Source organism: Aquabacterium sp., from assembly GCF_030652515.1.
Taxonomy (GTDB): domain Bacteria; phylum Pseudomonadota; class Gammaproteobacteria; order Burkholderiales; family Burkholderiaceae_C; genus Aquabacterium.
The window spans coordinates 127,290-151,562 of record NZ_JAUSAR010000073.1; the positions used below are offsets into that span (position 1 = coordinate 127,290).

The window sequence follows — 24,273 nt, forward strand, 5'->3', positions numbered from 1 at the left end:
TTCGTCACCCTCACAACGCGACAGTGCGCCCCACGTACAAGATGGGGCCGGTGGGCCGGTCGATGGGCGAGCCCTTCTCAGGCTCCAGCGTGATCTCGAACAATTGTTGCGCACCCACGCCCGGCAGGCGAGACACGGGCAATTCCAGGGGATGCCCGGCCTTCACCAGGCCCAGTGACGTGGGGCCCGCCGCGCCTTGGGGCGTGGTCCAGAACTGCAGGGCACGGCCTGCCGGGACCACGCCCGTGTCGCCCATGGGCAGCAAGCGCACGGTGCCGCCCGCCTGCACCTCGACCACCCAGCCGGTGCTCTGATCCTTGGGGCTTTGCAGCACGGCCAGGTACCTGGCACCCACCACGGCCTGACCAGGCACCCCGGCGCCACGATCCACCAGCAACACCGCCATGACCAGGCAGACGGCCAATGCCAACCCACTGAGGCCTTGCCACAGGCCCAAACGCTCCCACCAAGGGCTGCGGGGCACCGTGCTGTCAACCCGAGCGGGCCGAGGCAAGGCGGCGGCCATGGCGCTCAGCGTGGCGTCAATGCGTTGCCAAAGCTGCGCGCGTGGCGCCACAGGGGGGGCCTGCGTGCTCAAGCTCAGCAGTTGGTCCTGCCAACCATAGACCTCGGCCTGCAGCGCGGGGTCTTGGACCAAAGCCTCGCGGAATGCCTGCTGGTCATCTTCGCTCAAGGTGCCCAGCACGTACTCGCCCGTGGTGGCCACCCGGTTTTCCCGGTCCTGAAGGTTGATCACGCCATGCACTCCTTCAGGCTGTTCAGGCTGCGGCGAATCCAAGATTTCACCGTGCCCAAGGGGGTTTGCAGCCGTTCGGCAATCTGCTCATGGGTGTAGCCGTCCACGAAAGCGTGCACCACACAAGCCCTTCTCGCCTCGTCCAGGCGCTGCAGACAGCGCTCCAGGCTGTCGCTGTCCAGGCCTCGCTCACTGGCCGTGTCTTGCACCGCCTGTTGCTGGTCTGACAACTCGGCCAGATCGACCGGATCGAGCGCCTGCATGCGGCCCGGATGGCGCACCTCTTTGAGCGCGCGGTGGCGCACCACGGTGTAGAGCCAGCCTCGCGCCGAACCCAGCTCAGGTCGGTAGGTGGAGGCGTCTTGCCAGACCTGCAGGAAGGCATCGTGCAAGACATCCTCGGCCAACTCGCGGTCTCGAACGATGCGCAAGGCCACCCCCAGCAACCAGCGCGCCTCGCGCTCGTACAAGGCACGCATGGCGAATCGCTCCCCGCGCGCGCAAGCGAGCAAGGCAGCTTCGTAATCAAAGGGCGGGGTGTCGGCGATGGGCATGCGTTCACTTTACATGCCGCGACGGCACGCTTTCATGGGGCTTCAAGCGGCTTTCCAGAAAATGTAGTCGGCCTGGTACTTCACCACTTCCTTGCGGCCCACGGCGCTGCCATCGCACACGCTCGCTGGCGCCACGCCACCTTGGGTGGCCACGCGCTGGATGTAGCTGATGCCGCTCATGGCGCCCGAGCCCACGGCAGGGTTGGCCTTCACGAGCTGCGACGGGATGTTGCCCATGCCCGCTGGCGCGACGGCCAGTTGCGTGCCGGTGATCTTGGAGCCATCCAGCGCGGCCCAGGTGGCGGGGGGGCCAAAGTAGGTGCCCAACTTGCTGCCGCTGCGGCTCATCAGATCGGCTTGCGGGCCCACGAACACCCAGGCAAAGGCACCCAGTGCGTCAGCCTTGGCGCGGCACTCATAGGTGATCTCGCCCACGCCCACGCTTTGCAGGGCGACCTGGTGACCAGCGGGCACCTTCACGGCATCGGGCAGGCCATCCTGGCTGAAGGGTTTGTCCATGGCCATGGGCGACATGTTCGAGCATGCGGACAGGAGGGCGACGCAGGTGATGGCCAGAGCGGTGGTGGAACGGGTTTGCATGAGGGGGCTCCTTCAATGTTCGGGTTTTGACGGGTGTGGCCGAGGCTCACACCATGTACTGGCCACCAGGGAGGCATTTGGATGCAGGCGGTTTGAAAATAATTTCAAACCCGGTGGCACGGCAGTTGCATAAGCACGAGGTGACCGCGGCGCAGGTTGCGCCTCAGCATGGCGCCCCCAATCACCCCTGACTTGGAGTCCTCTTGATGAACCGCAAACGTCCCACCGACCCATCGCGCCGCCGTGCCCTGGCCGCCCTGTCTGTGCCACTGCTCCCATGGGCGTTCTGCGGCTCGGCCCATGCCGCCACCCTGGAAGAAGTCCGCAAGCGTGGCTACCTGGTGGTGGTCACCGAAGATGATTTCAAGCCCTTCGAGTTCATCAAGGATGGCAAGCCCACCGGCTTCAACAACGAGATGGTCGAGGCCCTGCGCAAGTACGCGCCTTTCGAGATCCGCCAGGAGATCGTGCCCTGGACTGGCCTGCTGGCAGGCGTTGCCACCGGCAAGTACGACATCGCCATCACGGCCGCGCTCATCACCAAGGAGCGCACGCAATCGCTGGATTTTGCCAGCCCCATCGCCGATGCCACGCACTACTACGTCAAGCGCAAGAGCGATGCCTCGATCAAATCGGTGAAAGACCTGAGCGGCAAGCGGATCGGCGTGCAGGGCGGCAGCGCCATGCTGGCCCGGCTGCCCGAGTTGGCCGCCATGCTCGCCAAAACCGGAGGCACCTTGGGCAAGATCACCGAGTACACCTCTTACCCCGAGGCGTATCAAGACCTGGCTTTGGGCCGCACCGACGTGGTCATCAACACCGTCATCAACCTGAAGTCGCTGGCCACAGAGAAACCGGCCATTTTCGAGCTGGGCCAGGCGGTGTCCGGCAAGTCTTATCCAGGCTGGGCGGTGAAGAAGGGCAACAGCGAGTTGCTGAAATTCATCAACGAATTCATCGCCAAGCAAAAGGCCAATGGCACGATGCCCGCGCTGCAGAAGAAGTGGTTCGGCGAAGCGTTTGACCTGCCGGCGTCGTTCACCCCCGAAGTCTGAACCCGCGTGAGCGCCGCAGACTGGTTGACGCTGTTCAGCGGGGCACTCACCACGCTCGCATTGTCGGCCGCCGGCATTGCCTTGGGCCTGCCGCTTGGGCTGGCGCTGGCCTTGCTGCGCTGGGCGCGTGTGCCGGTGATTGCGCCCATGGTGGTGGCCTACGTCAGCGTGCTGCGCGCCACGCCGCTGATCACTTTATTGCTGCTCATCTTCTTCGCGCTGCCCAGTGTGGGCATCACGCTGGGGCCGGTGGCGGCGGGCGTGCTGGCGCTCATGCTCAATGGCTCGGCCTTCAATTGCGAGATCTGGCGCGCCGCGCTGATGGACCTGCCCAAGGACCAGATCGAAGCGGCGCAATCAACCGGCATGCGCTTCGGCTTGTATCTGCGGCGCATCGTTCTGCCCCAGATCGCCCGCGCCGCTTTGCCAGGGCTGATGAGCGAGATGTCGCTGTTGATCAAGCTGACGCCAGCGCTGGCCGTGGTCGGCGTGGTGGATGTGACGCGGGCTGCGGTGCGCATTGGCGCCGCCACCTATGAGCCACTGCCGCCGCTGTTGGCGGCCCTGGCGATCTACCTGCCCATCGTGTATGCCCTGGTGCGCGGCCAACGCTGGTTCGAGCAGCGCCGGGCCTTGTCGGAGGCGGTGGCCTGATGAACGACTTCGCCATCGTCTGGTCAGAGCGCAGCTTGCTGTTGTCGGGGCTGGCCAACACGGTAGCGCTGACCGTGCTGGCAGGAATCGGTGCCTTTGCCTTGGGCGCCATGCTGTGCCCGCTGCTGATGCGGCGAGAACGTGCCGTGGCCTGGACGGCACACGCCTTCGTCGATGGCTTTCGCTGCACGCCGTTCCTGCTGTTCGCCTACCTCGTCTACTACGGCCTGCCCACGGTGGGCATCAGCTTCGACAGCTGGGGGGCGGGCCTGTTCGCGCTGGTGCTGTACCACACGGCCTACGTGGCCGAGATCCTGCGGGGCGCGTGGGCAGCGCAGCCCAAGGCGCCGGTGGAAGCGGGCCATGCCTTCGGTTTCAGGGGCTTCGGCCTGTGGCGCAGGATCGTGATGCCGCCCCTGCTGTTGGCGGCCGGGCCGGTGCTGGGCAACCAGGTCATCCAGATCGTCAAGGACAGCGCCTTTCTCACCGTCATAGCCCTGCCCGAACTCACGCACGCTGCCAACTCGATCCAGTCACGACACTATGTGCCGTTTGCCGCCTTGCTGACCGCCTTGCTGCTGTACTGGGCCTTGTGCCTGGTGGTGGAAGCGGGCGTGGCCGCCGTGGGGCGGATGGCCGAGGCCCGCCGATGAACGCCCCCCACCGATTGAATGTGACAGGGGTGAGCAAGCGTTTCGGCAGCTTGCAAGTGCTGGACAACATCCACCTGCAGGTGGCGCCTGGCGAGACGGTGTGTTTGCTGGGGCCCTCAGGATCAGGCAAGTCCACGCTGCTGAGGTGCATCAACTGGCTGGAGCGGCCAGACTCCGGGCGCGTGCTCATCGATGGCCAGACCATCGGGGTGACGGGCGGCCTGGTGATGAACGACCGCGCCCTGGCCACCATGCGCACCCGCATCGGCATGGTGTTCCAGCATTTCGCGCTGTGGCCGCATTTGACCGTGCTGCAGAACGTGATGGAGGCGCCGCTGCATGTGCTGCACCGGCCAGCTCCGGAGGTGCGCGCCGAGGCAGAGGCCTTGTTGCAGCGCGTGGGATTGTTCGACAAGCGCGATGCATTTCCGGCTCGCTTGTCGGGGGGGCAGAAGCAACGGGTGGGCATCGCACGGGCGTTGGCCATGAAGCCTTCGCTGATGCTGTTTGACGAGCCCACCAGCGCGCTGGACCCTGAGTTGGTGGGCGAGGTATTGGCGGTGATGCGCGATCTGGCGCAAGAGGGCATGACCATGGTCATCGTGACGCACGAAATGGCTTTTGCCCGCGATGTGGCCAGCCGGGTGGTGTTCATGGACCGGGGCAACGTGGTGGAAACGGGCACGCCGGAGGCGTTTTTTACTTCGCCGAGCACGGAGCGGGCGCGGCAGTTTTTGCTGCGCTATGGGAGCGCGGCAAGTTTTTGAAGTGTGTTTACCATTCCAAGCATCTAACTTTCCATTTATTCATGGAATGCTTTACCATTAATGCATGGAAGCCCACCTCACCCAACTGCTGCAATTTGTAGCACAGGATCCTCGCAATGTGGCCGCCCGGCTGGCCGAATCACTGGGGGTCACAAGGCAAGCCGCCAGCGCCAGACTGCTCAAGGCCATCAAAGCGGGCGTCATCACGCGAGAGGGGCGCGGCGCAGGCGTGCGCTATGGGCTGCGGACCATCCAGGAAGTCCAGCACAGCTACCCACGGGTGGGCCTGTCTGAAGATCGTGTGTGGCAGCAACTGCTTGCTCCTGCCCTGGCTGACATCCCAGAGAAGGCTCGCGACGTGTGGCGCTACGGGCTCACCGAAATGATCAACAACGCGGTGGACCACTCTGGTTCAGAAATGGTCCACGTGGGTCTGCGACGCAACGCACTGTTCACGCAAGCCTGGGTCACCGATGACGGCGAAGGCATCTTTTTGCGCATTCAACGCGCCCTGAACCTGTTTGATCCACGTGAAGCCATCCTGGAATTGGCGAAGGGCAAGTTCACCACCGACCCAGCCAACCACTCAGGCGAAGGCATCTTCTTTTCGTCCAAGGTCTTCGACGTGTTCGACATCCAGTCCGGCAAGCTTCACTTCGCGCATGACGATGGCAAGGTCGATGTGTTGTTCGAGCGCTCGGCTGAAGCACCCGGCACCACCGTGTCCATGCAACTGGCCAATGACAGCACACGCACCACGCGCGAAGTCTTCGACAAGTTTGCTGCGCCCGAGGAATACACCTTCGCCAAGACCTTGGTGCCCGTGCGATTGGCCCAACACGAAGGTGAGAAGCTGGTATCGCGGTCTCAGGCAAAGCGACTGACCATGCGCTTTGAGCGTTTTCAAACGGTGGTGCTGGACTTCGTCGGCGTGGCCGAGATCGGACAGGCATTTGCAGACGAAGTGTTCAGGGTGTTCCAGACGGCTCACCCCAATACCACCCTCGTGCCCATCAACATGGAGCCCGATGTCAAGGCCATGGTTTCACGTGCTCGCGCTGCGCTGAAGGCCCAAGGCTGAAGCGACGCGTTGTGCCAATCTGCGCAGCCGTTTTCCACGGAATGAGTGGTAGGCCGTGTTGGACTTGAACCAACGACCAAAGGATTATGAGTCCTCTGCTCTAACCAACTGAGCTAACGGCCCCCGGCCTTGAAACGCAAGGGAGCGGCGATTGTAAGGGCACACCGCTTGCCACTCTGCCATGAGCCTCAACCCTCTTTGAAGGAGACCATCATGGCCAGAAGCAGCATTTTCGGCACCGAACAAGCCCCTCGCCACGCCCCAGGCCACGACGCCGACGCGCTCGGCCCCAGCGACAGCTCGGACAGCGGTTCTGACATCCAGGGCGAACTGCACCTGGAAACCGACGATTTCGAGACCCTGTCGGCCGCCATTTCCGGCGCCGGCAACACCGACCTGCGGTCAGACTCGGACAGCGGCGGCACCGGCGAACGCGGCTCGGCCGTGCCGGACCGCATCCGCGAAGGCGGCGACATCTCGCCAGACCGCGTCATCTTGTCGGGCGAAGAAGCGCTGGAAACCGACCCCGACCTGGTGTCGATCGACGACCCACAGGGCGTGGACCTGGAAAACCTGGCCGCCGACGATGAGGAATATTCCGAGGAAGAAGACGAGGGGGATGGCGATCAACAGACCGCTCTGCCCTTCACTTCTGGCTCAGCGCGTTCGACACCATCCGCGAAGTGATGTCCACGATCTCGATCATCCGGTCGTACGCCATGCGCGTCGGCCCGATCACGCCCAGCGTGCCCACGATCTGCCCGTTGATCTCATAAGGCGCCGAGACCACCGACAACTCCTCGAACGGCACCACCATGCTCTCGCCGCCAATGTAGATGCGCACGCCTTCGGCGCGGCTGGAGCCTTCCAGCAGGCGCATCAACTGGGTCTTCTGCTCGAACAGATCGAACAGGCGACGCAGCGAGCCCAGGTCGTTCGAGAAATCCTGCACCGTCAGTAAATTGCGCTCGCCGGACACCACCAATTGGTCCGTGCTCTCGTCCATCGCATCGCTGCCCGCCTGCACCGCCGCCTGCATCAGGCTGGCGATGTCGCCACGCAGTTGATCCACTTCCGACTTGAGGCGATTGCGCATTTCCTCGATCGACAAGCCCGAATAGTGCGTGTTCAAGATGTTGCTGGCCTCGACCAGCTCCGACTGCGTGTAATCCTGCGCGGTGAACAGCACGCGGTTTTGCACATCGCCGTCGGGCGCCACCAGGATGACCAGCACGCGCTTGTCACCCAGGCGCAAAAACTCGATGTGGCGGAAAACGGAGGCCTTGCGCGGCGAGGTGACCACGCCCACAAACTGTGACAGGCTGGACAGCATCTGTGCCGCGTTGGCGATCACGCGTTGCGGCTGGTCGGGCTGGAGCTGGTCGCGCGTTTCTGATTTGAAATCGAAGGGGCGCGCCGTGAGCATGGTGTCCACGAACAGGCGGTAACCGCGCGCAGTGGGCACGCGCCCGGCCGAGGTGTGCGGGCTCACGATCAAGCCCAGCTCTTCCAGGTCGGCCATCACATTCCGGATGGTGGCAGCAGACAGGTCCAGCCCGGCCGCCCGCGACAGGGTGCGCGAGCCCACGGGTTGCCCGTCGGCGATGTAGCGCTCGACCAGGGCTTTCAACAGTATCTTGGCACGGTCATCCAGCATGGATTTGATTCTAGGCGCTGGCGCGCACAAGCCGTCACAAATCAGGGCGATGGGGGCAAAACCACCCCTCGTTCAGGGCGGTGCCGTGTGGTGTAATTCCGCTCATGCCCAGCCCTCAGCCTTGCCGTTTTCGCCACGCCGCCTTGGTCGGTAAATACCAGGCCCGCGGCATCCGCACAGTGCTGGAAGACGTGGCCGCCATCCTCGTCAAGGCCGGGCTTGAAGTCTCGCTGGAGATGGAAACCGCGCTCAATACCGGCATCACCGACTACGGCTCGCTCAGCCTCAAGCAGATTGGCAAGCAGTGCGACGTGGCCGTGGTGGTGGGCGGCGACGGCACCATGCTGGCCATTGCCCGCGAGCTGTCGCGCTTTGACATCCCGCTGATCGGCATCAACCAGGGCCGCCTGGGTTTCATCACCGACATCCAGCACAAGGACATGGCCACCGCCCTGCCCCAGATCCTGACTGGCCACTACGAAGAAGAGCACCGCGCCATGCTGGAGGGCGCCGTGCTGCGCCCCAACCGCGATGGGGGGCTCGAAACCATTTACGAAGGCTTTGCCATCAACGAGGTGGTGGTGAGCCGTGGGGCCACCGCCAGCATGGTCGAGCTGCGCGCCGAGGTTGATGGCCAGTTCGTGGCCAACTACCGCGCCGACGGCCTGATCGTGGCCTCGCCCACCGGCTCGTCGGCCTATGCCTTGTCTGCCGGGGGCCCTTTGCTGCACCCCGCCCTGGGCGGCTGGGTGATGGTGCCGATTGCCTCTCACACGCTGTCGAACCGCCCCATCGTGATCCCCGACACCGGCGTGATCACCATCGAAATTGTCGCGGCCAAGGACGCCAGCATGAACTTCGACATGCAAAGCCTGGCCAGCCTGCTGCACGGCGACCGCATCACCGTGCGCCGCTCGGCCCACCGGGTGCGCTTTTTGCACCCCAAGGGCTGGAACTATTACGCCACCCTGCGCCGCAAGTTGCGCTGGAACGAAGGAGTTGCCTGATGCTGCGCCGCCTGACCCTGCGCGATTTCGTCATCGTCACGGCGCTGGAAGTCGATCTGCGCGCTGGCTTCACGGCCCTGACGGGCGAAACGGGCGCGGGCAAGTCCATCCTGATCGACGCCTTGCAATTGGCGCTGGGCAGCCGGGGTGACGCGGGCGTGGTGCGCGAAGGCGCCGCCCGCGCCGACATCACCGCCGAGTTCGAGCCCCACGCCGCCCTGGCCCAGCGCCTGGCGCCCTGGCTGCACGATGCCGGGTTTGATTCCGCCGAGCCTGGCGCGCCTTTGTTGCTCCGCCGCGTGGTCGATGCCCAAGGCAAGAGCCGCGCGTGGATCAATGGCAGCCCGGCCACCGTCACGCAACTGCGCGAGCTGGGCGAAAACCTGGTTGACATCCATGGCCAGCATGCCTGGCAAAGCCTGACCCGCGCCGATTCGGTTCGCGCTTTGGTGGACACGCAAGCCGGTGTGGACACAACGGCGCTTCAGCAAGCCTGGGCAGCGCGCCGCGACGCCCAACGTCGGCTGGACGATGCCAAGGGCCGCCAGGCCGACCTGGACCGCGAACGCGAACGCCTGCAATGGCAGATCGCCGAGTTGGACAAACTCAAGCCCCAGGCCGGTGAGTGGGACGAGCTCAACGCCGAACACCAGCGCCTTGGACACGGCCAGGCCATCCTGGAAGCGGCCCAGGTGGCCTTGAGCGCCATCTCGGAAGACGACACCAACGCCAGTTCGCTGACCTCGCGCGCCATTGATGCGCTCGACAGTGTGGCCCAGGTCGATCCCAACCTGGCCAGCGCGCTGGAAGTGCTGCGCAGCGCCCAGGCCCAGTTGGAAGACGCCGCGCACAGCCTGAACGGCGCCCTGCGCCACACCGAACTTGACCCGGGTCGACTGGGCGAGCTGGACAGCCGCATCGCCAGCTGGATGAGCCTGGCCCGGCGCTTCAGGCGCCTGCCGCAAGACCTGCCGGAACTGCTGCAAAGCTGGCGCGACGAGCTGACCGCGCTGGACGCCGCCGCCGACCTGGAAACCCTGGAGCGCCACGCCAACGAGGCGCATCAAGCCTGGCTGGCCGTGGCCAAGACTGTGTCCCAACAACGGGCCAAAGCCGCGCCCGCACTGGCCCAAGCCGTGACCCTGGCCATGCAGGACCTGGGCATGTCCGGCGGCCGCTTCGAAGTGGCCTTGCCCAAGCAGGACGAGCCGCAAGCCTTTGGCCTGGAGTCGGTGGAGTTCCTGGTGGCCGGCCATGCTGGCAGCACGCCGCGCCCTTTGGGCAAGGTGGCCTCAGGTGGCGAGTTGTCGCGCCTGGCCCTGGCCATCGCCGTGACCACCTCACAGCGCGCCGACGATGCCTCGCAGTCCGGCACCCTGATCTTTGACGAAATCGATTCGGGCGTCGGTGGCGCCGTGGCCGACACCGTGGGCCAGCTCATGCAACGCCTGGGCGCCAGCCAACAGGTGTTGGCCGTGACCCACCTGGCCCAGGTCGCCGCCTGCGCCCACCAGCACCTGGTCGTGTCCAAGGCTTTGAGTCAAGGCACCACCACCAGCGACATCCGCGAAGTGACCGCCGAAGACCGCGTGCGCGAAGTGGCCCGCATGCTCGGCGGCACCATCACCGATACCAGCCGCGCCCACGCCCAGGTCATGGTGGACACCGCCCACGCGGCAAGCGATCAGACCAGCGCCCACAAGCGCCGCCGCAAGGAGGCCGCATGAGCCTGGACGTCGTCTTCCTGACCGGCATCTCGGGCTCGGGCAAGTCCGTGGCCATCAATGCTTTGGAAGACGCTGGCTACTTCTGCGTGGACAACCTGCCGCCTGAATTGCTGCGCGGTTTGATCACCCTGGAGCTGACACGCCCCGAGCCGCAACGCCGCCGCGTGGCCGTGGCTGTGGACGTGCGCAGCGCGCAATCCCTGCCCAGCCTGATGCCCATCCTGGCCGAGCTGAAGGCCGAAGGCGTGCGCGTGAAATCGGTGTTCCTGGACGCCAGCACCGACGCCCTGGTGCGGCGCTTTTCTGAAACGCGCCGCCCTCACCCTTTGCTGCAAGCCAAACAGCCCACGCGCCCTTTTGTTGGCATCCCGCCCATGCCCGACCAGGTGGACGAGCAACTGGCCTACCAGGACCAGGCCCTGATCGACACCATCAACCTGGAGCGCGAGCTGCTGGAGCCCCTGCGCGAAGTGTCAGCCGTGATCGACACATCACTGCTGCGGCCCGCGCAATTGCGCTCGTGGATCCGCAACGTGGTCCAGGCCGAACCGTCGCGCCTGACCCTGGTGTTCGAATCCTTCGCCTACAAGCAGGGCGTGCCCATGGATGCCGACTTCGTGTTCGACGTGCGCATGCTGCCCAACCCGTATTACCTGAAAGAGTTGCGCCCCCTGACGGGCCGTGACCAACCGGTGATCGACTACCTGCGCCAGCAACCCGAAGCCGCCGAGATGATCGAGCAGATCGAAGCGTTTTTATTGCGTTGGCTGCCCACCCTGGAAGGTGACCAGCGCAGCTACGTGACGGTGGCCATTGGGTGCACCGGCGGGCAGCACCGCTCGGTGTATTGCGTGGAGCAACTCGTCGAGCGCTTCGTGAAGCGTGGCGTGGCACTGGCACGCCACCGCGAACAAGACGCGCGCTGATTTACATCAAGCGCCCATCGCTTCGCGCAGCGACTTGCGCAGGCTTTCGCCCAGTTCCGGCTTGCCCGCGAAGGGATCGGTCGGGTTGCGCATCTGCACCACGTCTTCCAATCGAGTCTGAACCATGCCCAGGGCCTGCGGGTGGGTGTAGACGTAGAACTGGTTCTGCTCAACCGCGTTGAACACCAGCTGCGCCACCTCGGTGGCCGACACCCGGCCCGACGTGACCGCCTTGGTGCTCATGGCCTGCGCAATGATCTGGCTGGGCGTGGGCTTGCCCTCGCCGCGCAACTCGACCGGGCGATTGCGCTGCGATTGGTGGATGCCCGTGGGCACGAAGTAGGGGCACAGCACCGATGCATGCACCTGGTCAGTGACCAAGGCCAGGTCCTGGAACAAGGTCTCGGTCAGGCTGACCACCGCGTGCTTGCTGACGTTGTAGGCGCCCATGTTGGGCGAGTTCAGCAAGCCGGCCATCGAGGCCACATTCACGATGTGACCCTGCCATTGGGGATCCTTGCGGGCCGCCTCCAGCATCAAGGGGGTGAACACGCGCACGCCATGGATCACGCCCCACAGGTTCACGCCCAGCACCCATTCCCAGTCGCTGGTGGTGTGCTCCCAGACCAGGCCGCCAATGGCCACGCCCGCGTTGTTGATGACCAAGTGGGGCACGCCGAATCGTTCCAGGCAGATGGTGGCCAACGCCTCAACGTCGGAGGCACGCGAGACATCGCTGCGCAAGGCCACCACCTTGGCGCCCAGGCCCTTCAACTCCGCCTTGGCCGCGTCCAGCGCATCTTGCTGCACATCGGCGATGACCAGGTTCAATCCTCTGGCCGCGCCCAGGCGGGCCAACTCCAGGCCAAAGCCACTGCCAGCGCCCGTGATGACGGCCGTCTGCCCGGCTTGCAAATTCATGATCGACATGGTGTTGTCCTTCAAAGTGTTCAGACCAGCTTGACCAGCTGTTTGCCAAAGTTCTTGCCCTTGAGCAAGCCCAGGAATGCCTCGGGCGCGCTGGCAATGCCTTGCGCGATGGACTCGCGGAATTTCATCTTGCCGGTGGCCACCATGGTGCCCAACTCCTTGGTGGCCTCTGGCCACACTTCAGGGTGTTCGCTCACGATGAAGCCTTCGATCTTCAGGCGCGATACCAGGATCATCGCGGGGTTGGCCAAGGGCATGGGCTGCCCATCGTAGCCAGCAATCATCCCGCACATGGCGATGCGGCCAAAGGCGTTCATGCGGGCCATCACGGTGTCCAGGATGGCGCCGCCCACGTTCTCGAAGTAGCCATCGATGCCATCGGGCGTGGCCTCCTTCAAGGCCTTGTACAGGCTGCGCGAATCGGCGTGCGCCTTGTAGTCGATGCAGGCATCGAAGCCCAGCTCGTTGACCACGTACTGGCACTTGTCGGCACCACCGGCAAAGCCCACCACGCGGCAACCGCGCGCCTTGGCCAGTTGCCCCACCACGCTGCCCACCGCCCCACTGGCTGCGCTGACCACCACGGTCTCACCCGCCTTGGGGTTGATGATCTTGACCAGGCCATACCAGGCGGTGACACCCGGCATGCCGACCGAGCCCAGGTAGGCCGACAGCGGAATGTGCGTGGTGTCGACCTTGTTGAGGGTGCCGCGCACATTGGCATCGACCACCGCGTATTCCTGCCAGCCGCCCATGCCCAACACTTGGTCGCCCACCGCGAACTTGGGGTGCTTGCTGGCCACCACTTCACCCACGGTGCCACCGATCATCACGGTGTCCAAGGGTTGCGGTTCGGCGTAGCTCTTGCTGTCGTTCATGCGGCCGCGCATGTAAGGGTCGAGCGACAGGAAATGGTGCTTGACCACCACCTGGCCATCGCTCAGTTCGGCCTGCGAAGGCACGGGTGTCTCGACCAGCTTGAAGTTGTCGGTGGTGGCTTCACCCTGTGGGCGGGAGGCCAACTGGATCTGGCGGTTGATGGTGCTCATGGTCTTGTTCCTCGGTGTTCGTCGGTGGAGATGACAACGGCTTGCGATCAGCCGCCAATCAAGGCGCTGACGCCGCCATCGACTGGCAGGATCTGCCCGGTGATGTGCTTGCCCGCGTCGCTCGCAAAAAGCAGCGTGACGCCTTTCAGGTCTTCGTCGTCACCGATGCGCGCCAGCGGTGCGCCCTTGGCGATGTTCTCTTCGCCCGCCATGCTCAGCAGGCCCGCCGTCATCTTGCTGGGGAAAAAGCCCGGCGCGATGGCATTGACCCGGATGCCCAGGTGCCCCCATTCGCAAGCCAGGCCGCGCGTGAAGTTCACCACCGCGCCCTTGCTGGTGTTGTAGGCGATGGTCTGCATGAAGGGTGGGTTGCCGCCCAGGCCGGCGATGGACGCCACATTGATGATGCGGCCCTGTTTGCGAGGGATCATGCTGGCCTTGGCCACCGCTTGCGACAACAGGAAGTAGCCGCGCACATTCAGGTTCATGACCTTGTCCCACGCCTCCAGTGGGTGTTCTTGCGCAGGTGCGCCCCAGGATGCACCGGCGTTGTTGACCAGGATGTCGATGTGGCCCAACTGGGCCATGGCTTCGTCGGCCAGGCGTTGGATGTCTTCCGGCCTGCCGGCGTCGGCGGCGATGAAGCTGGCATCGATGCCCGCAGCCTTGAGTGAAGCCACCGCCTCCTCCAGGTCGGCCGCCTTGCGCGAGCTGATCAGCACCTTGGCACCGGCTTCGCCCAGGGCATGGGCCATCTGCAGGCCCAGGCCACGCGAACCGCCGGTGATCAATGCCGTGCGGCCAGTCAGGTCGAAAAGTTGTTGAACCTTGCGGGGTGTGGTCATGGTGAATCCTTGCGTTGTGGTTGTCGTTGAAGCGACGTTCAGCAAAAGTAGTCGAGCACGTGGCGCGAGGCGGCCATTTCGCGGATCTGGGCCACGACGCCTTGGTGATGAGGATGCGGCTGGTAGGCCGCCAGCGCCGCCGCATCTTCAAACGTGGAGATCAGCACCACGTCGCAATTGGCTTCCAGACCTTCGGTCTTGATGCCCACGTCGAACTCGTGCATGCCCGGCACCAGGCCCTTACAGCTGTCGAGCAAGGCCTTGACCTTGGGGGCATCTTCGGGGCGCTTGAGCGTGAAGATCACGATGTGTCGAATCATGTTGAACGTCCTTGAATGGGAGGAGTGCTTTTTCAGAACCAGTCGGGCTGGGCTTGTGCGCAGGTCATGTCGCGGCGCGCCACCACCCCCAGCCAGGCATCGATCTTGGGCAGCTCGAAGCTGAAGAAATAATCGCAGGCCGCCAGCTTGCCGTGCAGGAAACCTTGGCCCAGCGGGCTTTGCTGGTCCAGCGCTGCGCGGGCGGCGATGGCCAGCTCCAGCCAGATCCAGGCCAGCACCGTGTGGCCAAAGCCCTGCAGGTAGGGCGTGGCGTTGGCCAGGGCTTCTTCCGGCACGCCGGTGGACCAGGCAGCCTTGGTGGTGGCCCCCACTTTTTGCAGCGCCTGCGCCAAGGCATTGGCGTGCAGTGCCAGGCCTTCGATCTGGCCCGCCTTCTGGATGGTCTGGCTGATGCGCTCGGCCAGCACGCTCAAGGCCTTGCCACCGTTCATCACCACCTTGCGGCCCAGCAGGTCCAGGCCCTGGATGCCGTGCGTGCCTTCGTGGATCATGTTCAGGCGGTTATCACGCCAATATTGCTCAACCGGGAAGTCGCGCGTGTAGCCATAGCCGCCCAGGATCTGGATGGCCAGGCTGTTGGCCTCTTGCGCCCATTCGCTGGGCCAGCTCTTGGCAATGGGGGTCAGCAACTCCAGCAACAGCCCGGCGTGTTCGGCCTCTGCGGGCGTGCCGGTGTATTCCTCATCGACCAACCTGGCGCAAAACAAGCCCAATGCCAGCCCGCCTTCAGCGATGGCCTTTTGTTGCAGCAGCATGCGCTTGACGTCGGTGTGCTCGATGATCGAGATCTGCGGCGCGCTGTGGTCCTTGCCCCCCGCGCCCATGCGCCGGCCTTGCGGGCGTTGCAGCGCGTATTCCAATGAGGCCTCGTAGCCCGCATAGCCCAGCATGGTCGCGCCCAGACCCACGCTGATGCGGGCCTCGTTCATCAAGGTGAACATGCACTTCAGGCCTTCGCCCGGCTTGCCGATCAGGTAGCCCACCGCGCCCGACTGGCCATTCACCGGGAACTTGCCTTCGCCAAAATTCAGCAAAGTGTTGACCGTCCCGCGATAACCCAGCTTGTGGTTCAAACCAGCCAGCGCCACGTCATTGCGTTGGTCGGTGATGGCGCCATCTTGCTTGACCAGCTTGCGCGGTACGATGAACAGCGAGATGCCTTTCACACCAGGGATGGTCTTGCCATCTTCACCCGGGATCTTGGCCAGCACCAGGTGCACGATGTTCTCGCCCATCTCATGCTCACCACCCGAGATCCACATCTTGTTGCCCGTCAGGCGGTAGCGCGGGCCTAAAGCATCCTGCGCCCAGTCGATGCCAGTGCCGTCGCCTTTCACGTCCGGTGTCGCCTTGGTCAGGATGTCCGACAGGCTGGAGCCAGCCTGTGGTTCGCTCAGGCACATGGTCCCAAAGGTGCGCCCTTCAAAGCCGCCCTTGGCGAACACCTCAATCTGCAAGGGCGTGCCGTGCGCCAGGATGGTGTTGGCGTTGCCGCGCGTGAGCATGGGGTAGGCCGCGAGCGAGACGCTGGCCTTGTAGAAGAAGCTCATCGAGGCGATCTCAACCACGGTGGGCAACTGCATGCCGCCCATCTCGACATCCTTGCTGGCGCCCATCAGGCCCGCGTCGTTGAAGGCTTGCAAGGCGATCGGCGTTTCCTTGGGCAGGTGCACCTTCACGCCGTCGAACTCGGGCTCCTGCACATCGGTCAGGCGGTTGTGCGGCGCGAACTGCTCCATGGCGAGCTTCTCGCTCAAATCCAGCACCGCGTCGTAGGTCTCGCGATTGTGGTCGGTGTGGCGCTCGCGCTGGCACAGGTCTTCGGCGTGAAGCCAATCGTGCAGCAGGAAATCGAGGGTGGCGCGGTGGGTCATGTTCGTCTCTTGAAGATTCGGTTCTGGTGTCGTTTCAGCGGCCCTGGAACACCGCATCGCGGCGTTCGATGAAGGGCCAGTTGTTGGCCGACCGGACGCGGATCTCCAGGATGTGGCCGTTCTGCGTGGTTTCAATGAAAGAAGACATGCTGACCTCGGATGGGAAAGGAAGCAAACAGGAACAGACGGCCGAAAAAAAGGTCCACAGCCTTCAACAGTGCCGCAGACCTTTTGTAGTCAATCAACCGTCTTGGTCACCAGGCTGATCAAGCCTGCCCGGTGAAGTTCTTGCCCTCGGCGGCCAGCTTGGCCAGCAAGGGTGCGGGCTCCCAGAAGGCCACGTCGTCGTGCGGGTTCTGCTGGAAGGCCTTCATCTGCTCGATGACCTTGGGCAAGCCGATCATGTCCGCGTACAGCATCGCGCCGCCACGGTAGATGGGGAAGCCATAACCCGTGAGGTACACCATGTCCAGGTCGGAGGCGCGGTTGGCGATGCCCTCTTCCAGGATCTTGGCGCCTTCGTTGGTCAATGACAGCACCAGGCGGCTGACGATCTCTTCGTCGCTGATCTCGCGAGGGGTGATGTTGTTGTCCTGGCGGAACTTGTCGAGGATGGCCAGCACCTCGGTCGATGGCACGGGCTCGCGCTTGCCGACTTCGTAGTCGTACCAGCCCTTGCCAGCCTTCTGGCCAAAACGGCCCACTTCGCAGATCAGGTCAGCCACCTTGCTGTAGCGCATGTTGGGCTTCTCCACATAGCGGCGCTTGCGGATCGCCCAGCCAATGTCATTGCCGGCCAGGTCGCCCACGCGGAAGGGGCCCATGGCCATGCCGAACTTTTCGGCGGCCTTGTCGACCTGCTCGGGCGTGGCGCCCTCTTCGATCAGGAAGCCGGCCTGGCGGGTGTACTGCTCGAACATGCGGTTGCCGATGAAGCCATCGCACACGCCCGACACCACGGCCACTTTCTTGATCTTCTTGGCCACGGCCATCACGGTGGCCATCACATCCTTGGCCGTGTGCTTGCTGCGCACCACTTCCAGCAGGCGCATCACGTTGGCGGGGCTGAAGAAGTGCAGGCCCACCACGTCACTGGGGCGCTTGGTCACTTCGGCGATCTTGTCCACGTCCAGCGTCGAGGTGTTGGAGGCCAGGATCGCGCCCGGCTTCATCACTTCGTCCAGCTTGGCAAACACCTGCGATTTCACGCCCAGGTCTTCGAACACGGCTTCGATGACCATGTCGGCTTGGGCGATGTCGTCGTAGCTCAGGGTGGTGCTGAGCAGGCTCATGCGCTGCTCGTATTTGGCCTGCGCCAGCTTGCCCTTGGACACCTGCGCTTCGTAGTTCTTGCGGATGATGCCCAGGCCGCGGTCGATGGCCTCTTGCTTCATCTCGAGCAGGATCACGGGCACGCCCGCGTTCAGGAAGCACATGGCGATGCCGCCACCCATGGTGCCCGCGCCAATCACGGCGACCTTCTTGATGTCGCGCAAAGGCGTGTCAGCAGGCACATCGGGGATCTTGCTGGCCGCACGCTCGCCGAAGAAGGCATGGCGCTGCGCCCGCGCCTGATCGCTGGTGACAATGCGCTCGAACACATCGCGCTCGAACTTGATGCCCGCATCCAGGTCGGTCAGGCTGACCGAAGCCTCCACGCAGTCCACGCAGCGCTGCGGCGCTTCCAGGTTGCGGCGGGTCTTGGCCAGGGCGGCGCGGGTCTTGGTGAAGAGTTCAGGGTCGGCAGGCGCGGCCACCTTCAGATCACGCACCGACGGCAGCGGACGCGCAGCCGCGATCTGCTTGGCGAAAACCTTGGCACCGGCCAGCAGGTCGCCATCGACCAGTTGGCTGAACAGCTTCTGCCCAGGCGCCACGATCAACTTCTCGCTCGGCACCGAAACACCGGTGGTGATCATTTCCAGGGCGGTTTCCACCCCCAGCACACGTGGCAAACGCTGCGTGCCACCAGCACCTGGCACCAGGCCGATGTTCACTTCCGGCAGGGCCACTTGTGTGCCAGGGGCGGCCACACGGTAGTGGCAGCCCAGGGCCAGTTCCAGCCCACCACCCATGACCACGCCATGGATGGCGGCCACCACGGGCTTGGCCGATTGCTCAACCGTGGCAATGGTGAGGTGCAGATCAGGCGCAGCGGAGGCCTTGGGCGATCCAAACTCGCGGATGTCAGCCCCACCGCAGAACACTTTGCCCGAGCCCGTGATGACGACAGCCTGCACGGTGGCATCGGCCTGCGCCTGCTTGATGCCATCGACGATGCCAGCGCGCGTGCTCTGGCCCAGGCCATTGACGGGCGGGTTTTCCAGCGTGATGACGGCGATGCCGTCGGCGACTTGGTAGGAGGTGCTCATGCCGATCTCACTCGTGTGGGGGAATCTGAAAAGAACCATTGTAAGAATAGCTGCATTAACCCTTGCAGCAACACTGCAACCCCAAAAATCACACCTCCAACCATTCCTTTCGGACATTGCCATCGGCCTTCAGCTCTTCAGGCGTGCCCTGAAAAACGACCTCACCGTGGCCCATCACGTAGCAGCGCTGTGAGATGTCCAGCGCGATGGTGAGCTTCTGCTCCACCAGCAGCACGGCCAGGCCGCGCCGCTTGAGTTCCTTCAGGTACTCGCCCACCAGTTCGACGATCTTGGGCGCCAACCCTTCGGTCGGCTCGTCGATCATGATCAGGTCGGGGTCGCCCATCAAGGTGCGGCACAAGGTCAGCATCTGCTGCTCACCGCCCGACAGCACGCCAGCTTCGGTGTGCTGGCGCTCCTTCAGGCGCGGGAACATCTGGTACATGTCGTCCAGCGACCAGCGCCCGGCCTTCTTGCCCCCACGGCCCGGCTGCTGGCCCAGCAACAGGTTTTGCTCTACCGTGAGTTTGGGGAACACATCGCGGCTTTCGGGTACGTAGCCCAGGCCGCGCCGGGCGATGTCGTAGGTCTTGTGGCCCAGGATGTCCGTGCCGTTCCAAGACACTTTGCCCTCGCCATGCACCAAACCCATCACGGCCTTGATCGTGGTGGAGCGGCCCGAGCCATTGCGGCCCAACAAGGCCACGATCTCGCCTGCGTTCACCTCCAGGTCAACGCCATGCAGGATGTGGCTCTTGCCGTAATAAGCGTGCAACTTCTGAATGGACAGCATGGTCAGACTCCGGCTTCAGCCGTTTGCTGGTCGGCCAGGGCCGACCCCAGGTAGGCTTCGCGCACACGCTCGTTGCCGCGGACTTTTTCAGGCGTGTCAAAGGCGATCACCTCGCCGTACACCAGCACCGCGATGCGGTCGGCCAGGCCGAACACCACGCCCATGTCGTGCTCCACCGTGAGCAGGGTCTTGCCCACCGTCACCTCGCGGATCAGTTGCACGAAGTTGGCGGTCTCGGACTTGCTCATGCCCGCCGTGGGCTCGTCCAGCAGGATCACCTTGCCGCCGCCCGCGATGGTCACGCCGATCTCCAGCGCGCGCTGCTCGGCATAGGTCAAGGAGGACACACTGACATCACGCTTGCGCTGCAGGCGGATCATGCCCAGCACCTCTTCGGCGCGCGCATTCGCCGCGTCCAGCTTGGACAGGAAGCGCCAGAAGGCATAGCCCTCGCCCATGGACCAGAGCACCGCGCAGCGCAGGTTCTCGAACACGCTCAGGCGCGGAAAGAGGTTGGACACCTGGAAGCTGCGCGCCAGGCCTCGGCGGTTGACCTCGTAGGGCTTGCGCCCATCAATGCGCTCGCCGTTCAGCAGGATCTCGCCACTGGAAGGCGCCATGCGGCCGCTGATCAGGTTGAACAGGGTGGACTTGCCAGCGCCATTGGGGCCGATCAGCGCCACGCGCTCGCCTTCCTTCACCTGCAGTTGGGCACCTCGGATGATCTCGGTCTTGCCAAAAGATTTGCGCACATCGCGCAACTCGAGGGCAAAGCCTCCCGACGAAGCGCTGCTGGATTGATTAGGAGTACTCATCGCTTGGACTTCAGGTTCGTGGGTTCACAGCGCATTGCGTCGACGCAATTCGGCCTCGATGTCATCCTGCACCGCGCTCCACCGGATGACGAACCTGCGGCGAGCCACCTCAAACAGGCCGATGCCGACCAGTGCGAGCAAGCCCGCCCCCACCCAGGCACCCGTGCTGTCGGTGTTGATCTCTGCCCGCCAATAGGTCATGGTCGGGCCTAGCGCCTCGTTGAGCTTGCGGTGGTACACCATCTCGATCATCACCGAGATGCCCACCAGCGCCGTGAAGCCCGCGCCGAACAAGGCCAGGTACACCGCCCAAAGGCGGCGCATCATGCCGAAGGCGGCCACACGCACGTTCATCATCAACAGCGCGGCAAAGCCGCCCGGTGCATACATCACCATGGCCAGGAACCCCACGCCCAGGTAGAGCAGCCAGGCCTTGGTCATCTCGTGCAACAACACCTCGGCCAGCACCATCAGCACGGCGCCGATGATGGGGCCGAAGAAGAACAGCGCCCCGCCGATGAAGGTGAACAGCAGGTAGGCGCCCGAGCGCTCGGCGCTCATCACCTCGGCCGTCACGATCTCGTTGTTCAGCGCCACCAGGCCGCCCGCGATGCCCGCGAAGAAGCCCGCCACCATGAAGGAGATGTAGCGCACGCGCTGGGTGTCGTAGCCGATGAACTCGACGCGCTCGGGGTTGTCGCGCACGGCGTTGAGCATGCGTCCCAGAGGGGTCTGCGTGAAAGCGAACATCAAGGCGGTGGACACGAAGCAGTACAGCGCGATCAGGTAATACACCTGGATCTGCGGGCCGAAGGTGATGCCCATCACCGGCTCACCGATGACCCGGTTGCTGGAGATGCCGCCTTCGCCGCCGAAGAACTCCGGCAGCATCAATGACATCGAGAACACCAGGGCCCCGATGCCCATCGTGATCATGGCGAAGGTGGTGCCCGACTTCTTGGTCGTGACCGCCCCCAACAGCGCTGCCACGAGCAGGCCCGACACGCCGCCCACGATGGGCACCAGGCTGACGGGGATGGGCAAGCTGCCCGCCGAAGCAAAGTTCAGCGCATGGATGGCCCCGAAGGCCCCCAGTCCGGAGTACACCGCGTGCCCGAAGCTGAGCATGCCGCCCTGCCCCAGCAGCATGTTGTACGACAGGCAGACGATGATGCCGATGCCCATCTGCGAAAGCATGGTCATCGACAGGCTGCTGGTCCACAGCAGCGGAGCCACCATCAGCACCAGTGCGAACAGCGTCCACACGATCCAGCGGCCAAGGTTGTAAGGTTTGAAGCGGTAAACGGTATGGGATGACATGGCGGCCTACTCCTCGCGTGTGCCCAACAAGCCCTTGGGCCTGAAGATCAGGATGAGCACCAGCAGGAGGTACGGAAGGATCGGCGCCATCTGCGACACCGAGATCTTGAGGAGCGGATAAGCCCAGTGATCAAAGCGCACCGGGCTGCCCATGCTTTGCATCACCGAGGCGATGGACACGTCCACCACCACCGCGAAGGTCTGCATCAGGCCGATCAGGATGGATGCCAGGAAAGCACCCGCCAGCGAGCCCATGCCACCGACCACCACCACCACGAAGATGATGGCGCCCAGCGATGCAGCCATGTTGGGCTCGGTCACGAAGGCATTGCCGCCGATCACCCCGGCCAGGCCGGCCAGTGCACAGCCTCCGCCGAACACACCCATCATCACGCGGGGCACGTTGTGACCCAGCGCCTGCGCCATGTCGGGATGTGTGAGTGCCGCCTGGATGATGAGGCCCACGCGGGTGCGGGTGAGCAGCAGCCACAGCGAGCCCAACATGAACAATGCCACGATGGCCATGAAGCCACGGTACAGCGGGAACTGGGTGCAGGAGTTGCCTGAATCTGGCGCGCAAATCGCGGCATCGCCCGCGCCCCACAGCCAGGCCAGACCCTGCCCCTGCACATTGGCCACGGTGAACAGCGGACCGCTCAGCAGTTCGGGCACGCGGTAGTCAACGTTGGAGGGGCCGAAATACAGGCGCACCACCTCGACGATCACATACGACAGGCCGAAGGTGATCAGCAACTCGGGCACATGGCCGTAAGCGTGCACCTTGCGCAGGCTGTAGCGCTCGAAGGCCGCGCCGAGTGCGCCCACCAGGATCGGCGACAGGATCAGCGCGGGGAAGAACCCGACATAGCCGGTGATCTCATACGCGAAGTAAGCACCCAGCATGTAGAAGCTGGCGTGGGCGAAGTTCAGAACGCCCATCATGCTGAAAATGAGTGTCAGCCCGGAGCTGAGCATGAAGAGCAGCAGCCCGTAGCTGATGCCACTCAAGAAGAAGACGACAAAAGTTTCCATGAGAGAGCGACCGTGGCGCTGAGGTCAGTCAACCGTGAGGCCGACCAGAAGCCCCTGCCGCGGTGACCGCAGACAGGGGGGCGCTCAATGGCGTTGATCGGATCGCCACGCCAAGCGTTCCGGCCGTACTGCTGACTGCAAGGTGCAGCGGCGCCCGGTCAGGCGCCGCCCAGCATCACGAAGGACGCTTCATCTGGCACGAGGTTGGCGTGCTCGACACATAGGCGTCGTAAGACTTGAGCGCTGTGAAGGTCATGCCCGTCTTCTCGACGTCGTAGGCGTTCTTGGCATCCACCTTCTGCCACTTGGTGATGAACAGCGGCTGTTGCAACTGGTGGTCGGCCTTGCGCATTTCCACCGGGCCGTTGAAGCTGGTGAACTTCAGGCCTTCCATCGCGGCAGCCACCTTGACCGGGTCGGTCGACTTGGCTTTGGCGATGCCTTCGGCCAGCAGCACCATGGCCGAGTAGCTGCCTGCCGAGTAGAAGTCGTCGTTGAAACGCTTCTTGAACTCGGCCAGCATCTTGCCGTATTCGCCGCCCAGGTTGTAATGGCCATAGCCCACCTGATAGACGCGGCCTTCGGCGGCGGTACCCAGCGCGGTGGGCGTGCCCCCGAAGTTGGCGTAATAGGTGTAGAACTTGGCGTTCAGACCGGCATCATTGGCGGCCTTGACCAGCAGCGCCAGATCGGAGCCCCAGTTGCCGGTGATGATGGTGTCCGCGCCAGAAGCCTTGATCTTGGCCACGTAGGGCGAGAAATCGCGCACCTGCGCCAGCGGGTGCAGGTCGTCACCCACCACCTGGATGTCCGGGCGCTTGCGGGCCAGGTTGGCCTTGGCAAACTTGGACACTTGCTGGCCGTGGGCATAGTTCTGGTTGATCAGGTAGACCTTCTTGATGTCGGCCTGGTCTTTCATGAAGGTGGTCAAGGCTTCCATCTTCATGGAGGTGTCGGCATCGAAACGGAAGTGCCAGTAGCTGCACTTGCTGTTCGTCATGTCGGGGTCCACCGCCGCGTAGTTCAGGTAGATCACTTCCTTGCCGGGGTTGCGCTCGTTGTGCTTGTTCACGGCGTCCATCAGGGCCAGGCCAGCGCCCGAACCCAGGCCCTGCACCACATAGCGCACGCCTTGGTCAACGGCCGACTTCAGCGCGTTGAGCGTTTCGGCGGGGCTGAGCTTGTTGTCGATGCTGACGATCTCGAACTTCACGCCAGCGGGATTCTTGGCATTGAGCTTCTCAGCGATGTACTGGTAGGTCTTGAGCTGGTTCTGACCGATGTTGGCCATCAGGCCGGACAAGGGGTCGATCCAGGCGACCTTGACGGTTTCGCCCTTTTGGGCCATGGCGGCACCAGCGCTCAGCGAGGCGGCCACGAAAATACTCAATGCTCGGCGTTGCAGATTCATGCTTTTCCTCTGTGGGGTATCGACCAGACACTGAGATTACCCCCCTGAACCCG

24 protein-coding genes and 1 tRNA gene are annotated in these 24,273 nt (G+C 64.0%); 9 read left to right on the plus strand and 16 right to left on the minus strand.

Features of this window, described 5'->3' with window-relative positions; translation table 11 throughout:
- Positions 1-10: 10 nt before the first annotated feature.
- The 3 genes from Q7V20_RS09540 to Q7V20_RS09550 are packed head-to-tail and all read right to left on the minus strand — an operon-like array spanning position 11 to position 1,911.
- Positions 11-757 (minus strand): anti-sigma factor domain-containing protein, encoded by a 747-nt coding sequence (locus tag Q7V20_RS09540; protein ID WP_304789789.1) that lies wholly within the window; start codon positions 755-757, stop codon positions 11-13.
- Positions 754-1,311 carry a sigma-70 family RNA polymerase sigma factor gene (locus tag Q7V20_RS09545; RefSeq protein ID WP_304789792.1) on the minus strand — a complete coding sequence of 186 codons (558 nt, stop codon included), beginning with the start codon at positions 1,309-1,311 and terminating at the stop codon, positions 754-756. The genes Q7V20_RS09540 and Q7V20_RS09545 overlap by 4 nt, the downstream gene beginning before the upstream one ends.
- A gap of 42 nt (positions 1,312-1,353) precedes the next feature.
- The gene (locus Q7V20_RS09550) at positions 1,354-1,911 is read right to left on the minus strand and encodes a DUF3455 domain-containing protein (protein ID WP_304789794.1); all 558 of its coding nucleotides are present in this window, start codon (positions 1,909-1,911) and stop codon (positions 1,354-1,356) included.
- A gap of 206 nt (positions 1,912-2,117) precedes the next feature.
- On the opposite strand from Q7V20_RS09550, the gene Q7V20_RS09555 reads away from it, so the two are divergent.
- The 5 genes from Q7V20_RS09555 to Q7V20_RS09575 all read left to right on the plus strand — a co-directional run bounded on the left by Q7V20_RS09555 (position 2,118) and on the right by Q7V20_RS09575 (position 6,121).
- The gene (locus Q7V20_RS09555) at positions 2,118-2,966 is read left to right on the plus strand and encodes a transporter substrate-binding domain-containing protein (protein ID WP_304789797.1); all 849 of its coding nucleotides are present in this window, start codon (positions 2,118-2,120) and stop codon (positions 2,964-2,966) included.
- Positions 2,967-2,972: 6 nt separating this feature from the next.
- Entirely contained in the window at positions 2,973-3,620 is a 648-nt protein-coding gene (locus tag Q7V20_RS09560) for an ABC transporter permease subunit (RefSeq protein ID WP_304789798.1), read from the plus strand.
- The gene (locus Q7V20_RS09565) at positions 3,620-4,273 is read left to right on the plus strand and encodes an amino acid ABC transporter permease (protein WP_304789800.1); all 654 of its coding nucleotides are present in this window, start codon (positions 3,620-3,622) and stop codon (positions 4,271-4,273) included. The genes Q7V20_RS09560 and Q7V20_RS09565 overlap by 1 nt, the downstream gene beginning before the upstream one ends.
- Entirely contained in the window at positions 4,270-5,040 is a 771-nt protein-coding gene (locus Q7V20_RS09570) for an amino acid ABC transporter ATP-binding protein (protein ID WP_304789803.1), read from the plus strand. Before Q7V20_RS09565 ends, Q7V20_RS09570 begins: the two co-directional genes overlap by 4 nt.
- A gap of 64 nt (positions 5,041-5,104) precedes the next feature.
- A complete protein-coding gene (locus Q7V20_RS09575; RefSeq protein ID WP_304789805.1) occupies positions 5,105-6,121 on the plus strand; it encodes an STAS-like domain-containing protein in 1,017 nt (338 codons plus the stop codon).
- Positions 6,122-6,167: 46 nt separating this feature from the next.
- Here the strand turns inward: Q7V20_RS09575 and Q7V20_RS09580 are convergent.
- Positions 6,168-6,244, minus strand: a tRNA-Ile gene (locus Q7V20_RS09580).
- 90 nt (positions 6,245-6,334) lie between these two features.
- Between Q7V20_RS09580 and Q7V20_RS09585 the strand changes: the two genes are divergently transcribed.
- Positions 6,335-6,808 carry a hypothetical protein gene (locus Q7V20_RS09585; protein WP_304789808.1) on the plus strand — a complete coding sequence of 158 codons (474 nt, stop codon included), beginning with the start codon at positions 6,335-6,337 and terminating at the stop codon, positions 6,806-6,808.
- Here the strand turns inward: Q7V20_RS09585 and hrcA are convergent.
- Complete coding sequence (gene hrcA, locus Q7V20_RS09590) at positions 6,768-7,778, minus strand: heat-inducible transcriptional repressor HrcA (RefSeq protein WP_304789811.1); 1,011 nt, start codon at positions 7,776-7,778, stop codon at positions 6,768-6,770. The two genes, Q7V20_RS09585 and hrcA, sit on opposite strands and share 41 nt — an antisense overlap.
- 104 nt (positions 7,779-7,882) lie before the next feature.
- On the opposite strand from hrcA, the gene Q7V20_RS09595 reads away from it, so the two are divergent.
- Genes Q7V20_RS09595 through rapZ form a run of 3 tightly spaced genes read left to right on the plus strand, consistent with a single transcriptional unit; the run spans position 7,883 to position 11,438 of the window.
- Positions 7,883-8,785 (plus strand): NAD kinase, encoded by a 903-nt coding sequence (locus tag Q7V20_RS09595; RefSeq protein WP_304789814.1) that lies wholly within the window; start codon positions 7,883-7,885, stop codon positions 8,783-8,785.
- Positions 8,785-10,512 (plus strand): DNA repair protein RecN, encoded by a 1,728-nt coding sequence (gene recN / locus Q7V20_RS09600; RefSeq protein ID WP_304789816.1) that lies wholly within the window; start codon positions 8,785-8,787, stop codon positions 10,510-10,512. The genes Q7V20_RS09595 and recN overlap by 1 nt, the downstream gene beginning before the upstream one ends.
- Complete coding sequence (gene rapZ, locus Q7V20_RS09605) at positions 10,509-11,438, plus strand: RNase adapter RapZ (protein ID WP_304789819.1); 930 nt, start codon at positions 10,509-10,511, stop codon at positions 11,436-11,438. The genes recN and rapZ overlap by 4 nt, the downstream gene beginning before the upstream one ends.
- Before the next feature lie 6 nt (positions 11,439-11,444).
- On the opposite strand, the gene Q7V20_RS09610 is transcribed toward rapZ, so the two are convergent.
- The 11 genes from Q7V20_RS09610 to Q7V20_RS09660 form a co-directional block, all read right to left on the minus strand.
- On the minus strand, positions 11,445-12,359 hold the full coding sequence (locus tag Q7V20_RS09610; RefSeq protein ID WP_304789890.1) for an SDR family oxidoreductase: 915 nt from the start codon (positions 12,357-12,359) through the stop codon (positions 11,445-11,447).
- Positions 12,360-12,388: 29 nt separating this feature from the next.
- The gene (locus Q7V20_RS09615) at positions 12,389-13,417 is read right to left on the minus strand and encodes an NADP-dependent oxidoreductase (RefSeq protein ID WP_304789822.1); all 1,029 of its coding nucleotides are present in this window, start codon (positions 13,415-13,417) and stop codon (positions 12,389-12,391) included.
- Positions 13,418-13,464: 47 nt separating this feature from the next.
- Complete coding sequence (locus tag Q7V20_RS09620; protein ID WP_304789825.1) at positions 13,465-14,262, minus strand: SDR family oxidoreductase; 798 nt, start codon at positions 14,260-14,262, stop codon at positions 13,465-13,467.
- 38 nt (positions 14,263-14,300) lie between these two features.
- A complete protein-coding gene (locus Q7V20_RS09625; RefSeq protein WP_304789828.1) occupies positions 14,301-14,582 on the minus strand; it encodes a Dabb family protein in 282 nt (93 codons plus the stop codon).
- Between the two features lie 32 nt (positions 14,583-14,614).
- Positions 14,615-16,477, minus strand: coding sequence for an acyl-CoA dehydrogenase (locus Q7V20_RS09630; RefSeq protein WP_304789831.1), 1,863 nt, complete (start codon positions 16,475-16,477; stop codon positions 14,615-14,617).
- Between the two features lie 266 nt (positions 16,478-16,743).
- Positions 16,744-18,849, minus strand: a complete 2,106-nt coding sequence (locus tag Q7V20_RS09635; RefSeq protein ID WP_304789834.1) for a 3-hydroxyacyl-CoA dehydrogenase NAD-binding domain-containing protein — start codon at positions 18,847-18,849, stop codon at positions 16,744-16,746.
- Between the two features lie 88 nt (positions 18,850-18,937).
- The gene (locus tag Q7V20_RS09640) at positions 18,938-19,642 is read right to left on the minus strand and encodes an ABC transporter ATP-binding protein (RefSeq protein WP_304789837.1); all 705 of its coding nucleotides are present in this window, start codon (positions 19,640-19,642) and stop codon (positions 18,938-18,940) included.
- A gap of 2 nt (positions 19,643-19,644) precedes the next feature.
- Complete coding sequence (locus Q7V20_RS09645) at positions 19,645-20,457, minus strand: ABC transporter ATP-binding protein (protein WP_304789840.1); 813 nt, start codon at positions 20,455-20,457, stop codon at positions 19,645-19,647.
- A 24-nt stretch (positions 20,458-20,481) separates the two neighbouring features.
- Complete coding sequence (locus Q7V20_RS09650) at positions 20,482-21,777, minus strand: branched-chain amino acid ABC transporter permease (RefSeq protein ID WP_304789843.1); 1,296 nt, start codon at positions 21,775-21,777, stop codon at positions 20,482-20,484.
- A 6-nt stretch (positions 21,778-21,783) separates the two neighbouring features.
- Positions 21,784-22,809: a branched-chain amino acid ABC transporter permease gene (locus Q7V20_RS09655; protein ID WP_304789846.1), complete on the minus strand. Its 1,026-nt coding sequence runs from the start codon at positions 22,807-22,809 to the stop codon at positions 21,784-21,786.
- A 175-nt stretch (positions 22,810-22,984) separates the two neighbouring features.
- On the minus strand, positions 22,985-24,220 hold the full coding sequence (locus Q7V20_RS09660) for a branched-chain amino acid ABC transporter substrate-binding protein (RefSeq protein WP_304789848.1): 1,236 nt from the start codon (positions 24,218-24,220) through the stop codon (positions 22,985-22,987).
- Positions 24,221-24,273 lie beyond the last annotated feature (53 nt).

Coding starts and splice junctions, on each gene's coding strand:
- Q7V20_RS09545 (WP_304789792.1), bottom strand. CDS start 1,311: ATGCCCATCGCCGACACCCCGCCCTTTGATTACGAAGCTGCCTTGCTC.
- Q7V20_RS09550 (WP_304789794.1), bottom strand. CDS start 1,911: ATGCAAACCCGTTCCACCACCGCTCTGGCCATCACCTGCGTCGCCCTC.
- Q7V20_RS09555 (WP_304789797.1), top strand. CDS start 2,118: ATGAACCGCAAACGTCCCACCGACCCATCGCGCCGCCGTGCCCTGGCC.
- Q7V20_RS09565 (WP_304789800.1), top strand. CDS start 3,620: ATGAACGACTTCGCCATCGTCTGGTCAGAGCGCAGCTTGCTGTTGTCG.
- Q7V20_RS09570 (WP_304789803.1), top strand. CDS start 4,270: ATGAACGCCCCCCACCGATTGAATGTGACAGGGGTGAGCAAGCGTTTC.
- Q7V20_RS09575 (WP_304789805.1), top strand. CDS start 5,105: ATGGAAGCCCACCTCACCCAACTGCTGCAATTTGTAGCACAGGATCCT.
- Q7V20_RS09585 (WP_304789808.1), top strand. CDS start 6,335: ATGGCCAGAAGCAGCATTTTCGGCACCGAACAAGCCCCTCGCCACGCC.
- hrcA (WP_304789811.1), bottom strand. CDS start 7,778: ATGCTGGATGACCGTGCCAAGATACTGTTGAAAGCCCTGGTCGAGCGC.
- Q7V20_RS09595 (WP_304789814.1), top strand. CDS start 7,883: ATGCCCAGCCCTCAGCCTTGCCGTTTTCGCCACGCCGCCTTGGTCGGT.
- recN (WP_304789816.1), top strand. CDS start 8,785: ATGCTGCGCCGCCTGACCCTGCGCGATTTCGTCATCGTCACGGCGCTG.
- rapZ (WP_304789819.1), top strand. CDS start 10,509: ATGAGCCTGGACGTCGTCTTCCTGACCGGCATCTCGGGCTCGGGCAAG.
- Q7V20_RS09610 (WP_304789890.1), bottom strand. CDS start 12,359: ATGAATTTGCAAGCCGGGCAGACGGCCGTCATCACGGGCGCTGGCAGT.
- Q7V20_RS09615 (WP_304789822.1), bottom strand. CDS start 13,417: ATGAGCACCATCAACCGCCAGATCCAGTTGGCCTCCCGCCCACAGGGT.
- Q7V20_RS09620 (WP_304789825.1), bottom strand. CDS start 14,262: ATGACCACACCCCGCAAGGTTCAACAACTTTTCGACCTGACTGGCCGC.
- Q7V20_RS09625 (WP_304789828.1), bottom strand. CDS start 14,582: ATGATTCGACACATCGTGATCTTCACGCTCAAGCGCCCCGAAGATGCC.
- Q7V20_RS09630 (WP_304789831.1), bottom strand. CDS start 16,477: ATGACCCACCGCGCCACCCTCGATTTCCTGCTGCACGATTGGCTTCAC.
- Q7V20_RS09635 (WP_304789834.1), bottom strand. CDS start 18,849: ATGAGCACCTCCTACCAAGTCGCCGACGGCATCGCCGTCATCACGCTG.
- Q7V20_RS09640 (WP_304789837.1), bottom strand. CDS start 19,642: ATGCTGTCCATTCAGAAGTTGCACGCTTATTACGGCAAGAGCCACATC.
- Q7V20_RS09645 (WP_304789840.1), bottom strand. CDS start 20,457: ATGAGTACTCCTAATCAATCCAGCAGCGCTTCGTCGGGAGGCTTTGCC.
- Q7V20_RS09650 (WP_304789843.1), bottom strand. CDS start 21,777: ATGTCATCCCATACCGTTTACCGCTTCAAACCTTACAACCTTGGCCGC.
- Q7V20_RS09655 (WP_304789846.1), bottom strand. CDS start 22,809: ATGGAAACTTTTGTCGTCTTCTTCTTGAGTGGCATCAGCTACGGGCTG.
- Q7V20_RS09660 (WP_304789848.1), bottom strand. CDS start 24,220: ATGAATCTGCAACGCCGAGCATTGAGTATTTTCGTGGCCGCCTCGCTG.